Below are 12,525 nucleotides of genomic sequence, written 5' to 3' on the forward strand. Positions count from 1 at the left end.
CAACCGTAGGATCGTCCTCCGCAAGTCCTTGATCACCGAACGGTGCGTCAAACACTGAGCACGGCACAGGACCTGACCGTAAGTCATCCATGAGGGAGCAAGCAGTGGCGGACGTGTGCTCGGCTGGTCCCGCTGCTCGCGGCGTCGTCACATCCGCCGCCCGCCGGGGGTTTAGCCCCGTGGGGAGCGCGGCATCGGCGAGAAGAGCGAGTGCATCGCACCACCGGCACGGACGGACGGAACCCCAGGCGTGACGGAGCATCCCACCTCCCACGAAGGCCGCCAGCCCCTGGCTGCCCAGCCGCAGGAACGCGCCCGGCCCCGACAGGAGGCCGCGGCGGCCGTAGCGGTGCCCGCCCCCGGGAGCGGCAACGGAGCGGACGGGGCCGCGGCGCGGCGTGAGGGCGACCGGCTGCGGTTCGTCGGCGCCGCGACCCGGCGGATCGCCCGCGGCCTCGACCTGGACGAGATCGTCCTCGGCCTGTGCCGGGCGACCGTGCCGACGTTCTCCGACGCGATCCTGGTCTATCTGCGCGACCCGCTGCCGGTGGGCGACGAGCGGCCGGCCGAGCCCTTCGTGCTGCGGCTGCGCCGCACCGACCGGCTGCGGTTAACGGACCTGGAGGGCGAGGAGCTGGTCCTCGTGCCCGACCCGGACCCGACCCCCGCCGCCGAGCTGTGCGAGGTCCGCTCGGGCAGCGCGCTGGCCGAGGTGCTGCGCGGGGTGCGGCCGGTGCCCGGCGACTCGGCGGCCGCCCGCGCGGCGCTGCCGGAGCTGCTCGGCCCGGACCACCCGGTGCCCGGCGGGCAGCGGGCCATACTCGCGCCGCTGCGCGGCCGCCGCCGGGTGATCGGCGCGGCCGTGTTCCTGCGCCGCCCGGAGCGGGCCGGCTTCGAGCCGAACGACCTGCTCGTGGCGGCCCAGTTGGCGACCCACACGGCGCTGGGCATCGACAAGGCGGTGCTGTACGGGCGCGAGGCGTACATCGCGGACGAGCTCCAGCGCACGATGCTGCCGGACTCGCTGCCGCAGCCGACCGGCGTACGGCTCGCCTCGCGCTACCTCCCGGCGGCCGAGACGGCCCGGGTGGGCGGCGACTGGTACGACGCGATCCCGCTGCCCGGCAGCCGGGTGGCGCTGGTCGTCGGCGACGTCATGGGGCACTCCATGACCTCGGCGGCGATCATGGGCCAGTTGCGCACCACGGCGCAGACCCTGGCCGGGCTCGACCTGCCGCCGCAGGAGGTTCTGCACCACCTGGACGAGCAGGCCCAGCGGCTCGGCGAGAACCGCATGGCCACCTGCATGTACGCGGTCTACGACCCGGTCTCGCACCGGATCACGATCGCCAACGCGGGCCACCCGCCGCCCATACTGCTGCATCTGGGCGGCCGGGCGGAGGTCCTGCGGGTGCCGCCGGGCGCGCCGATCGGGGTCGGCGGGGTGGACTTCGAGGCGGTGGAGCTGGACGCGCCGGCCGGGGCCACGCTGCTGCTCTACACGGACGGCCTGGTGGAGTCCCGGCTGCGGGACGTGTGGACCGGGATCGAGCAGCTGCGGGAGCGGCTGGCCGCGACCGCCCAGCTCACCGGGCCGGACCACTCGCCGCCGCTGGAGGCGCTCTGCGACGACGTGCTCGACATGCTGGGTCCGGGCGACCGGGACGACGACATCGCGCTGCTCGCGGCCCGCTTCGACGGGATCGCGCCGAGCGACGTGGCGTACTGGTTCCTGGAACCGGAGGACGCCGCCCCGGGCCGGGCCCGGCGGCTCGCCCGGCGGGCCCTGGAGCGCTGGGGCCTTGAGGAGCTCTCGGACTCGGTGGAGCTGCTGGTCAGCGAGGTGGTGACCAACGCGGTGCGGTACGCGGAGCGTCCGGTGACGCTGCGCCTGCTCCGTACCGACGTCCTGCGCTGCGAGGTCGGCGACGACTCTCCGCAGCTGCCCCGGCAGCGGCGGGCCCGGGACACCGACGAGGGCGGGCGCGGCCTGTTCCTGGTGAACCGGCTGGCCCGGCGGTGGGGCGCGACCCGGCTCTCCGGCGGCAAGGTGGTCTGGTTCGAGCTGGCCACGCGCTGATCCGGCGCGCGGCGGAGATACGAGAAAGGCGACGGCCGGGCCCCAGTGCGGGGGGCCCGGCCGTCGCCGTGTCTCACTGGCCCGGTCGGCCGTCGGCGATGCCGTTGTTGCCGGTCGGCGGCGGCTGCGTGGTCGGCTCGTCCGTCTTCGTCGGCGGCGGCTCCGGCGGAGTCGTGGCCGTCGACGTGGGCGGCTGGGTCGGCGTGGTGGCCGTCGAGGTCGGCGGCTGGGTCGGCGTGGTGGCCTCGTCGCTGGGCGTCGTGGTCGGCGTGGGCGACCCGGTGGCGGTCGAGGTCGGCGTCGGGGCCGTGCCGTCGCCGCCGGAGGTGCCGTCGGTCTGGAGGTCGAAGGTGGCGTCGGAGCCGCCGCCGAGCGCGGCGGTGGTGTAGGCGCCCCAGATCTGCGCCGGGGTGCGGCCACCGTTGGCGCGACCCGGGTTGATGGTGTCGGTCAGGGTGACCTGGTTGCCCTTGGCGTCCTCGCCGAAGAGGCCGACGGCGGTGACCAGTTCGGGGGTGTAGCCGACGAACCAGGCCGAGCGGTTGTTCTCGGAGGTACCGGTCTTGCCGGCCGCCGCGTAGTCGCCGGCGGCGCGGAAGCCGGAGCCGGACTGGACGACGCCCTGCATGGCCTTGGTGGTGGTGTCGGCGGCCTCGCGGCTGATCACCCGGTCGCCGATCGACTTCACGGGCTCGGCCTTGCGGTCCTTGTGCTCGGCGGACTTCACGAGGGTCGGGGTGACCTTGACGCCGTGGTTGTCGAGGGTGGCGTAGGCGCCGGCCATGTCCATGGTGGAGGCCTGCATGACGCCGAGCGACATCGAGGGGGTCGCGCCGAAGTCCACGCCGTCCTTCATGCCGAGGCCGATCGCGGTCTGCTTGGCCTTGGTGGGGCCGACGTCGATGATCATCTGGGCGTAGACCGAGTTGATCGAGCTGTTGGTGGCCTTCTGGACGCTGACCGGGCCGTAGCTCTCGTTGTCCTCGTTCTCCGGGGCGAACGGGATGGAGCTGCCGACGACCGGGCGCTTGCTGGTGCCGTCGTAGATCGTGCCGAGGCCGATCTTGCGCCCGTCCTGGGTCTCGGACCCGTTGTCGAGCGCGGAGGCGAGGACGAGCGGCTTGAAGGTCGAGGCGGGCTGGTAGTCGCGCCGGGTGGCGTTGTTGGTCCAGTGCTCGGTGGCGCCGACGCCGCCGTAGAGGGCGACGACCGCGCCGGTCTTCGGGTCGACGGAGGTGGCGCCGGCCTGGACGCCGGCCTGCTTCTTGCTGCCCTTGCGGTCCAGCTTGGCCTCCAGCTCGTGGTCGACCGCGCGGACCAGGGCCTTCTGCTTCTTCTCGTCGATGTTGAGCGTGATGGTCCAGCCGCCGGCCTTGAGGTCCTCCTCGCTGACGCCCTGGCGCAGCAGCTCCTGGTTGGCGGCCTCGACGATGTAGCCGCTCTGGCCGCTCATGCCCTTGGGGGCCTTGGGCTTCTGCGGGGCGGGGAACTTCAGGCCCGCGCGCTGGCCGGGGTCCAGCCAGTTCTCCTCGACCATGTTGTTCAGGACGTAGTTCCAGCGCTGCTCGACCAGCTTGCGGCCCTCGGGGCTCGCGGCGGTCCAGTCGTACTGGCTGGGGGCCTGGAGCACGGAGGCGAGGTAGGCGCCCTGGGCGACGTTCAGCTTGCTGGCGTCGACGCCGTAGTACGCCTGGGCCGCGGCCTGGATGCCGTAGGCGTTGCGGCCGTAGTAGCTGGTGTTCATGTACCCGGCGAGGATCTCGGGCTTCTGCATGTTCTGGTCGACCTTGATCGCGATGACCATTTCCTTGAGCTTGCGCGTGGCCGTCTGGTCCTGGCTCAAGTAGTAGTTCTTCACGTACTGCTGGGTGATGGTCGAGCCACCCTGCTTGCCCTTGCCCGTGAGGGTGTTCCACGCGGCCCGGACGGTGCCCTTGATGTCGACGCCGTTGTCCTTGTAGAACGTCTTGTTCTCGGCGGCGACGAACGCCTTCTGGACGTCCTGGGGGACCTTCTCCAGGCCGACGATCTCCCGGTTGATCTTGCCCGTGCGGGCCATGACCTTGCCGTTGGAGTACTTGTAGACGTTGCTCTGCAGCGTCGCGTCGGCGTTGGCGGTCGGCACCGGGACCATCAGGTAGACGGTGTAGAGGGCGCCCATGACGAGCAGGCAGCCCACGAAGAAGGTGCCCAGGAGTTTCTTCCAGGTGAAGAGCCGGCGTATGCGCCCGCCCTTCTTCGCCTGGCTCTTGCCCGTTCGGCCCATGTCTTCCGTCGCTCCGCTCGTCGTGGAATCAGCTTGGAAAGCTAACACCGCCCATGGAGACAAAGCCCGATCGATCCGTACTTTCCGGACGTGACAATCAGCACCTGCCCCCGACGGAACCGACGCTCAGGAAGCCCGGATGGTTGTGTGCCGCCGGTCACAATCCGCTCGTACGAGGGTCCCACCAGCGCTATACATCGTGCGTATACACGCCATGTACAGTGGCGGCATGTCCATCGGTCACACCCTGCTCGGACTCCTGGAGTCCGGCCCGCGCCACGGCTACGACCTCAAGCGCGCCTTCGACGAGCGGTTCGGCCACGACCGGCCGCTGCACTACGGACAGGTCTACTCGACCATGTCCCGGCTCCTGAAGAACGGTCTCGTCGAGGTCGACGGCATCGAGGCCGGCGGCGGCCCCGAACGCAAGCGCTACGCCATCACCGAAGCCGGCATCACCGATGTCGCCCAGTGGCTGGCCACCCCCGAGAAGCCCGAGCCGTACCTCCAGTCGACGCTCTTCACCAAGGTCGTCCTCGCCCTGCTCACCGGGCGCGGGGCCGCCGAGCTCCTCGACGTCCAGCGCACCGAGCACCTGCGCCTGATGCGCGAGCTCACCCGGCGCAAGAAGGACGGCGACCTCGCGGACCAGCTGATCTGCGACCACGCCCTGTTCCACCTGGAGGCCGACCTCCGCTGGCTGGAACTGACCGCCGCCCGTCTGGACCGGCTCGCCGAGGAGATCCGCCGATGAGCGCCGAACCGCTGCTCAGGGCGAGCGGCATCGACAAGGCGTACGGGCCGACGCCCGCGCTCGCCGGGGCCGACTTCGCCCTGCGCGCCGGGGAGGTCGTCGCCGTGATGGGGCCCTCCGGCTCCGGCAAGTCCACCCTGCTGCACTGCCTCGCCGGCATCGTCCGCCCCGACGCCGGGACCATCCACTACGACGGGCGCGAGCTGACCGCCCTCACCGACGGGCAGCGCAGCGCCCTGCGCCGCGCCGACTTCGGCTTCGTCTTCCAGTTCGGCCAGCTGGTCCCCGAGCTCAGCTGCGTCGAGAACGTCGCCCTTCCGCTGCGTTTGAACGGCGAGCGGCGCAGAAGCGCCGAGGAGAAGGCGCGCACCTGGATGGCGCGCCTGGAGGTCGAGGAGGTGGCGGGCAAGCGCCCCGGCGAGATATCCGGCGGCCAGGGCCAGCGGGTCGCCGTGGCCCGCGCCCTCGTCACCGCCCCTCGGGTGATCTTCGCCGACGAGCCGACCGGCGCCCTCGACTCGCTCAACGGCGAGCGGGTCATGCAGCTGCTCACCGACGCCTCCCGGGACACCGGCGCCGCCGTCGTCCTGGTCACCCACGAGGCCCGGGTCGCCGCCTACTCCGACCGCGAGATCGTGGTCCGCGACGGCTCCGTACGGGACACGGAGTGGGCGGCGTGAACCCTCGTACCTGGGTGCGCGACCTGGCGCTCGGCGCGCGCTTCGCCGTCACCGGCGGCCGCGGCGGCTGGATCCGTACGGCGCTGACGGCGACCGGCATCGGATGCGGCGTGGCCCTGCTGCTGGTCGCCGCGTCCCTGCCGAACATGCTGTTCCAGCGGGAGGTACGGGAGTCCGCCCGGCTGCCCGACGCCAGCCACGAGATCGCGAAGCCGGGCCCCGACACCTTTCTGTACGTCAGCCACCGGACCGAGTACCGGGGCGACGCCGTCACGGGCCTGCTGCTGCGCCCCGAGGGCCCACGGCCCGCGCTGCCCCCGGGTGCCGCAGCGCTGCCGGGGGCGGGCCAGATGCTGGTCTCTCCCGCCCTCGCCGACCTGCTGGACTCCCCCGAGGGGGCGCTGCTGCGGGAGCGGATCCCCTACAAGACCGTCGGCACCCTCGGCCAGGACGGGCTGATCGGCCCGGCCGAACTGCGCTACGTGGCCGGCAGCTCCACCCTGACCACGGACAACTACGACGGCCGGGGCAAGACGTACGGCTGGTCGGTGCCCGAGGAGCAGAAGAACGCCTTCCTGCTCCTGCTGGTCGTCATCGGCTGTGTGGTGCTGCTGCTCCCGGTGCTGGTCTTCATCGCGACCGCCGTCCGCTTCGGCGGCGAGCAGCGCGACCGGCGGCTCGCCGCGCTCCGGCTGGTCGGCGCGGACACCGCGATGACCCGGCGGATCGCGGCCGGCGAGTCCCTCGCGGGGGCGCTGCTCGGACTCGCCACCGGCGGCGTCCTCTTCGCCGTCGCCCGGCAGTTCTCCGGCACCGTGAAGTTCTGGGACGTCAACGCCTTCCCGTCCGACGTGTCCCCGATGCCCTGGCTCGCCGCCCTGATCGTCGGCGCGGTGCCGGTCGCCGCCGTCGCGGTCACCCTCTTCGCCCTGCGCGAGGTCGCGATCGAGCCGCTCGGCGTCGTCAGGACTGCGACCCCGCGCCCCCGCCGCCTGGCCTGGCGGCTGGTGCTCCTGCTGGCCGGAGCGGCGCTCCTGGTCCCGTCCGTCTCGGGCGTACGGATCGAGCAGACGGAGATCGACACGGCCTGGATCGCGGGCGGCGCCACCCTGGCCCTGATCGGCCTCACCACGCTGCTGCCCTGGCTGGTGGAGGCCCTGGTGAAGCGGCTGCACGGCGGCCCGGTGGCCTGGCAGCTGGCCGTCCGCAGGCTCCAGCTGAGCAGCAGCGCGGCCGCCCGCACGGTCAGCGGCATCGTCGTCGCGGCGACCGGGGCCATTGCCCTGTCGATGCTGTTCCAGGCGATGCAGAACGACTTCATGCGGCCGACCAACCAGGACACCGCCCGCGCCCAGATGCAGACCAGGGTCCGCGCCCACGACGGCGGCACGGCCCGGGTGATGATCGAGAAGCTGGCCGAGACCAAGGGCGTCACCGGGGTCTCCGGCGTGATCGAGTCCACCGTGTGGCGGCCCGGACCGCTGCCGAAGAGCGGGGACGCCGGCCCCATCACCTCGGTCCTCGTCGGCGACTGCGCCTCCCTGAAGGAGCTCGCCACGCTGCCCTCCTGCACGGACGGCGACGTCTTCGTCGCCCTCACGCACGGCAAGGGCGGGCCCGACGACGCCTGGGTGATGGGGACCGCGAAGCCGGGCGCCACGGTGAACCTGCGCGAGGTGGCCCGCCACCGGGCCGGACCGCCGCCCACCTGGCGCATCCCGTCCTCCGCCCGCGTGGTGGACTCGCGGCTCGACCCCATGGGCCTGACGCAGTTCGGGGTGCTCGCCACCCCGAAGGCGCTCGACGCGGCCCGGCTCGACGACCCCGTGGCCAACGTCATGATCCGGATCGATCCGGCGGTGCCGGACGCCCCCGAGCACGTACGCAACACGGTCGCCGCCCTCGATCCGCTGACCCGCGTCGACACCCTGCACGACATGGAGCGCGACGCGCAGTACTCCAGCGTCCGCACCGGGATCCTGGTGGGCGCCACGCTGACCATGCTCCTCGTGGCGGCCTCGCTCCTGGTCACCACCCTGGAGCAGTTGCGCGAGCGCAGGCGGCTGCTCTCCTCGCTGGTCGCCTTCGGCACCCGGCGCAGCACGCTCGGCTGGTCGGTGCTGTGGCAGACGACGGTGCCGATCGTTCTCGGGCTCGCCCTCGCGGTGGCCGGCGGACTCGGCCTCGGCGCGGTGCTCCTGCGGATGATCGGCAAGCAGGTCGAGGACTGGTTCGTCTTCCTGCCGGTGGCCGGTGTCGGCGCGGCGCTCATCGCCGCGGTGACCCTGCTGAGCCTGCCGCTGCTGTGGCGCCTGATGCGCGCCGACGGGCTCAGGACGGAGTAGCCCCCTCCTCGCCCGTCACCCGTACGGGCAGCCCCCGCATCGCCTCGCGCAGCGCGCCCGCCAGTTGGCCGAACTCGGACTGGCGGGCCGCGCCCGTGCGCATGGCGAGGGCGATCCGGCGGGACGGGGCCGGGGCGGCGAAGCAGCCGGTGTGCAGGGCCGTGTTGCGGGCCGTCTCGACCGTGACCGCCGTGCGCGGCAGCAGGGTCACGCCGAGGCCGCCCGCGACCAGCTGCACCAGCGTCGACAGGCCGGCCGCGGTGGTGGTGACCGGCGCCCCCTCCGTACGGCCGGCCTCCCGGCAGATGTCGAGGGCCTGGTCGCGCAGGCAGTGCCCCTCGTCCAGGAGCAGCAGCTTGAGCTCCTTGAGGGCCTCGCGCGGGATGTCCGCGCGCCCGGCGAGCGGATGCCCCTCGGGGGCGACCAGGACGAAGTCCTCGTCGAAGAGGGGGAGTTCGGTGACCCCGGGGGCGCCAAGCGGCACCGCGAGCAGCAGCAGGTCGAGCCGCCCGGCGGCCAGCCCTTCGAGCAGCGAGGAGGTCTGCTCCTCGTGCACCTGGAGGTCGAGCTCCGGGTAGCGGGTGTGGACCAGGCGCAGCACGGTCGGCAGCAGGTACGGGGCGACCGTCGGGATGACGCCGAGCCGCAGCACGCCCGTGAACGGGGCCTGCGCCGCCTCGGCCTCCTCCATCAGCTCGCCGACCGCGTCGAGCACGGCCCCGGCCCGTACCGCGAGCCGCTCCCCCGCGGGCGAGAGCAGTACCTTTCGCGTCGTACGCTCAAGGAGCTGGACACCGAGTGCCTCTTCGAGGGCCGAAACCGCGCCCGAGAGGGCGGGCTGGCTCATGCCGATGGCCGCCGCCGCGTCCCGGAAGTGGAGGTGCTCCGCGACCGCCGCGAAGGCTCTGAGCTGGGACAGGCTGGGTTGCTTCACACGCCGGACCGGAATCACTGATAACCACCTTCGATCAACGTGAGCCAGTCTAGCTATTTCACTGATCAATGCACTCCGTGCCATGCTGGGGATCCGTCCAACCCCTCACGGAAGACCTCAAAAGGGACCCTTCCGAACTGCAAGGAGAGCGCGTGCTCACTGTCGGTGACCAGTTCCCCACCTACGACCTGACCGCCTGCGTGTCGCTGGAGAGCGGCAAGGAGTTCGAGCAGATCGACCACAAGTCCTACGAGGGCAAGTGGCGTGTGGTGTTCTTCTGGCCGAAGGACTTCACCTTCGTCTGCCCCACCGAGATCGCCGCCTTCGGCAAGCTGAACGACGAGTTCGCCGACCGTGACGCCCAGATCCTCGGCGTCTCCGGTGACTCCGAGTTCGTGCACCACGCCTGGCGCAAGGACCACGCCGACCTGCGTGACCTGCCCTTCCCGATGCTCGCCGACTCGAAGCACGAGCTCATGAGCGACTGCGGCGTGCGCGGCGAGGACGGCTTCGCCCAGCGCGCGGTCTTCATCGTGGACCCGAACAACGAGATCCAGTTCACCATGGTGACCGCCGGCTCCGTCGGCCGTAACCCCAAGGAGGTCCTGCGGGTGCTGGACGCCCTGCAGACCGACGAGCTGTGCCCGTGCAACTGGAACAAGGGTGAGGACACCCTCGACGCCGGCGCGCTCCTGGCCGGTGAGTGAGCATGGCGCTCGATGAGCTGAAGGCCGCCCTCCCGGACTTCGCCAAGGACCTGAAGCTGAACCTCGGCTCGGTCATCGGCAACAGCGACCTCCCGGAGCAGCAGCTCTGGGGCACGGTGCTGGCCTGCGCCATCGCCTCGCGTTCGCCGAAGGTGCTGAAGGAGCTGGAGCCCGAGGCTCAGGCCAACCTGAAGCCCGAGGCGTACCAGGCCGCCAAGTCGGCCGCCGCGATCATGGCGATGAACAACGTCTTCTACCGGACCCGGCACCTGCTGTCGGACCCGGAGTACGGCAACCTGCGCGCCGGTCTGCGGATGAACGTCATCGGCAACCCGGGCGTCGAGAAGGTCGACTTCGAGCTGTGGTCGCTGGCCGTCTCCGCGATCAACGGCTGCGGCCAGTGCCTGGACTCGCACGAGCAGGTCCTGCGCAAGGCCGGGGTCAGCCGCGAGGTGATCCTGGAGGCCGTGAAGATCGCCTCGGTCATCCAGGCGGTCGGCGTCACGCTGGACGCCGAGGCGGTCCTGGCCGAGTAAGGCCCGGTCCACCACAGAGCGACACGAAGGGCCCCGGGGCGCAGCACGCCCCGGGGCCCTTCGGTCATTTCTTGAGCGCCGCCATCAGCGCCTGCATGTCCTCGACGAGATACGTACGGGTCGCGGCCGGATCCAGCCGGGGCGGCTCGGGCGGCGGGCCGGTGCCCTCGTACGACAGGCTCGCGGAGACCGAGAGCTCGATCTCCGCCTGCCCGTCCAGGACCCGCAGCTTCATCCCGCCGAAGCCGCCGCCGTCGGAGAACCAGGCGGTCTCCCCGACACCGGAGACCCGGTCGCCGCCGCCCTCCAGCGGGTCGTTCATCAGGGCCTCGAACTCGGGCCCCGGATCCGTGACCCGGTGCAGGGTGTAGGTGACCGACACCTCGTAGGGGACCGGCTTCCCCTCCAACGGCACCATGCACTGCGCCCGGAAGAGGGCCGGCTGCTCGACGGTGATCGGGTTGGTCGTCTCGCCCCTGCTCCCGAAGGCCGAGGCCAGCCCCGCCAGCTTGGCCCGGTCGCACGGGTCCACGCCCAGCCGGTAGCCGCCGAGGTCCGGGCCCCGGTCCTCGCCGTGCTTCTCGTACGCGACGAGCCCGGCGCCCCACACCGCCGAGGCGGCGACCGCCCCGCCGACCGCCCACAGCCAGGGGCGGTGGGGCCGGGGCCCGCTCGGCTCGAACGGGACGGGCTCCAGGGCGTCCGGGAACTCCGTACCGCCGACCAGCTCCGGCTCCGAGATCATCCGTCCGCCCTCTCGACCGAGCCCGGCGCCGGGGTGGGGGCGACCTCGTGGGCGGTGGCACCGCGCGGCTCGGGCGAGGCGCGCAGGGCCTGTTCATGGCTGTACGCGCGCAGATAGCCGACCACCGTGTTGGCGACGGCGACCAGCGGGACGGCGACGACGGCGCCGCCGATGCCCGCGGTCAGTCCGCCGGCCGCGACCGCGAGGACCACCGCGAGGGGGTGCACCCGTACGGCCCGGCCGAGGATGAACGGCTGGAGGACATGGCCCTCGATCTGCTGGACGGCGAGCACCACCACGATCACCATCAGGGCGGTGAAGACCCCGTTGGTGACCAGCGCGACGACGACCGCCAGGGCGCCGGAGAGCACGGCGCCGACCATCGGGATGAAGGCGAAGAGGAAGATGAAGACGGCGAGCGGCACCGCCATCGGCACATCGAGGAAGTAGAGCCCGAGGCCGATGAAGACGGCGTCGATCAGGGCGACGAGCACCGTGCCGCGGACGTACGCGGTGAGGGTGCGCCAGGCGCGCGGACCGGCTCCGGCGACGCCGGGCCTGGCCTGCGCGGGCACCAGCTTCAGCGTCCACTCCCAGACCTTCTTCCCGTCGTGGAGGAGGAAGAGGGTGGAGAACATGGCGAGCAGGATGCCGGTCATCGCCTCGACGATCACGGTCACGCCCTGGAGTCCGGCGGAGGTGATCTGCTCGGCGTTGGCGCCGATGGTGTCGCTGAGGTTCTTGGCGATGTCGTTGATCTGCGACTCGGTCACATGGAACGGACTGTCGAGCAGCCAGCGCTTGAGGTCGTCGATGCCGGTCCTGACCTGGTCGGACAGGTTGTCGATGTTGTCCATCACCTGCCAGACCACGAACCAGCCGACCAGGCCCATCACGACGAAGCCGGAGACGGCGGTGACGGCGGTGGCCAGGGCGCGGGGCAGGCCCTTGCGGCGCAGCAGGGCGACGGTGGGCTGGAGCAGCGCGGTGATGAGGAGGGCGGCGACGAAGGCGAGCACGACCAGCTGGACGGAGCTGATCACCTTCATCAGCACCCAGACCGTGCCGGCCAGGACGAGCAGCCGCCAGCCGGCCTCGGCGGCGACCCGCATGCCCCACGGGATCGCGGCGACGGGGTCGGGCCGGGCGGCGACGGCGGGCGCGTAGGCGGGCGGCGCCGGGACGGAGGCGGCGGCCTCCTGGGCCGCGGCGGTGTCCTCGGCCTTGCCCGTGTCCGTGTCCGTGTCCGGGTACGGGCGCGGGGCCGTGACCGGGTCCGCGACGGCCACGGCGACGGCCACCGGCGCGGGTCCCGAGGCGGGGGCGTACGCCGGGGCGTCCGGGACGGCGTACGGCGAGCCCAGTGGCTCCTCGCGTTCGGCCTCCGCGCGGCGCTCGTCAAGGCGCTCGCCCATGCGGCTGACGCTCGCGCCCAGCCGGTTCAGCCATCCTGGCAGTCTCGACATGCTCTTTCCCTC

The 12,525-nt window shown here is 72.1% G+C and carries 10 protein-coding genes; 6 read left to right on the forward strand and 4 right to left on the reverse strand.

The features are described 5' to 3' along the window. The first annotated feature begins 250 nt into the window (after nt 1–250). Nucleotides 251–2,080 (forward strand): SpoIIE family protein phosphatase, encoded by a 1,830-nt coding sequence (locus ABTZ54_RS18375; RefSeq protein ID WP_351664308.1) that lies wholly within the window; start codon nt 251–253, stop codon nt 2,078–2,080. A 73-nt stretch (nt 2,081–2,153) separates the two neighbouring features. Here ABTZ54_RS18375 and ABTZ54_RS18380 read toward each other — a convergent pair whose 3' ends face one another. Next, nucleotides 2,154–4,346 (reverse strand): transglycosylase domain-containing protein, encoded by a 2,193-nt coding sequence (locus ABTZ54_RS18380; protein ID WP_351664310.1) that lies wholly within the window; start codon nt 4,344–4,346, stop codon nt 2,154–2,156. 229 nt (nt 4,347–4,575) lie between these two features. Here ABTZ54_RS18380 and ABTZ54_RS18385 point away from each other — a divergent pair, with 229 nt between their 5' ends. Genes ABTZ54_RS18385 through ABTZ54_RS18395 form a run of 3 tightly spaced genes read left to right on the forward strand, consistent with a single transcriptional unit; the run spans nt 4,576 to nt 8,125 of the window. Next, entirely contained in the window at nt 4,576–5,100 is a 525-nt protein-coding gene (locus ABTZ54_RS18385; RefSeq protein WP_351664312.1) for a PadR family transcriptional regulator, read from the forward strand. Beyond that, on the forward strand, nt 5,097–5,780 hold the full coding sequence (locus ABTZ54_RS18390; protein ID WP_351664314.1) for an ABC transporter ATP-binding protein: 684 nt from the start codon (nt 5,097–5,099) through the stop codon (nt 5,778–5,780). The genes ABTZ54_RS18385 and ABTZ54_RS18390 overlap by 4 nt, the downstream gene beginning before the upstream one ends. Next, nucleotides 5,777–8,125, forward strand: a complete 2,349-nt coding sequence (locus tag ABTZ54_RS18395; protein ID WP_351664316.1) for an FtsX-like permease family protein — start codon at nt 5,777–5,779, stop codon at nt 8,123–8,125. The genes ABTZ54_RS18390 and ABTZ54_RS18395 overlap by 4 nt, the downstream gene beginning before the upstream one ends. Here the strand turns inward: ABTZ54_RS18395 and ABTZ54_RS18400 are convergent. Continuing rightward, nucleotides 8,112–9,059: a LysR substrate-binding domain-containing protein gene (locus ABTZ54_RS18400; protein ID WP_351664317.1), complete on the reverse strand. Its 948-nt coding sequence runs from the start codon at nt 9,057–9,059 to the stop codon at nt 8,112–8,114. The two genes, ABTZ54_RS18395 and ABTZ54_RS18400, sit on opposite strands and share 14 nt — an antisense overlap. Before the next feature lie 152 nt (nt 9,060–9,211). Between ABTZ54_RS18400 and ABTZ54_RS18405 the strand changes: the two genes are divergently transcribed. Together ABTZ54_RS18405 and ABTZ54_RS18410 are read left to right on the forward strand one after the other, a co-directional pair. Then, nucleotides 9,212–9,766, forward strand: coding sequence for a peroxiredoxin (locus ABTZ54_RS18405; RefSeq protein WP_046909806.1), 555 nt, complete (start codon nt 9,212–9,214; stop codon nt 9,764–9,766). Nucleotides 9,767–9,768: 2 nt separating this feature from the next. Beyond that, entirely contained in the window at nt 9,769–10,302 is a 534-nt protein-coding gene (locus ABTZ54_RS18410) for an alkyl hydroperoxide reductase (protein ID WP_351664320.1), read from the forward strand. Nucleotides 10,303–10,366: 64 nt separating this feature from the next. On the opposite strand, the gene ABTZ54_RS18415 is transcribed toward ABTZ54_RS18410, so the two are convergent. Then, entirely contained in the window at nt 10,367–11,047 is a 681-nt protein-coding gene (locus tag ABTZ54_RS18415; RefSeq protein ID WP_351664321.1) for a hypothetical protein, read from the reverse strand. After that, complete coding sequence (locus tag ABTZ54_RS18420) at nt 11,044–12,513, reverse strand: AI-2E family transporter (protein ID WP_351664323.1); 1,470 nt, start codon at nt 12,511–12,513, stop codon at nt 11,044–11,046. The genes ABTZ54_RS18415 and ABTZ54_RS18420 overlap by 4 nt, the downstream gene beginning before the upstream one ends. Nucleotides 12,514–12,525 lie beyond the last annotated feature (12 nt).

The organism is Streptomyces sp. NPDC094032 (genome assembly GCF_040303965.1).
Classification (GTDB): domain Bacteria; phylum Actinomycetota; class Actinomycetes; order Streptomycetales; family Streptomycetaceae; genus Streptomyces.

Coding starts and splice junctions, on each gene's coding strand:
- ABTZ54_RS18420 (WP_351664323.1), bottom strand. CDS start 12,513: ATGTCGAGACTGCCAGGATGGCTGAACCGGCTGGGCGCGAGCGTCAGC.
- ABTZ54_RS18385 (WP_351664312.1), top strand. CDS start 4,576: ATGTCCATCGGTCACACCCTGCTCGGACTCCTGGAGTCCGGCCCGCGC.
- ABTZ54_RS18390 (WP_351664314.1), top strand. CDS start 5,097: ATGAGCGCCGAACCGCTGCTCAGGGCGAGCGGCATCGACAAGGCGTAC.
- ABTZ54_RS18410 (WP_351664320.1), top strand. CDS start 9,769: ATGGCGCTCGATGAGCTGAAGGCCGCCCTCCCGGACTTCGCCAAGGAC.
- ABTZ54_RS18380 (WP_351664310.1), bottom strand. CDS start 4,346: ATGGGCCGAACGGGCAAGAGCCAGGCGAAGAAGGGCGGGCGCATACGC.
- ABTZ54_RS18415 (WP_351664321.1), bottom strand. CDS start 11,047: ATGATCTCGGAGCCGGAGCTGGTCGGCGGTACGGAGTTCCCGGACGCC.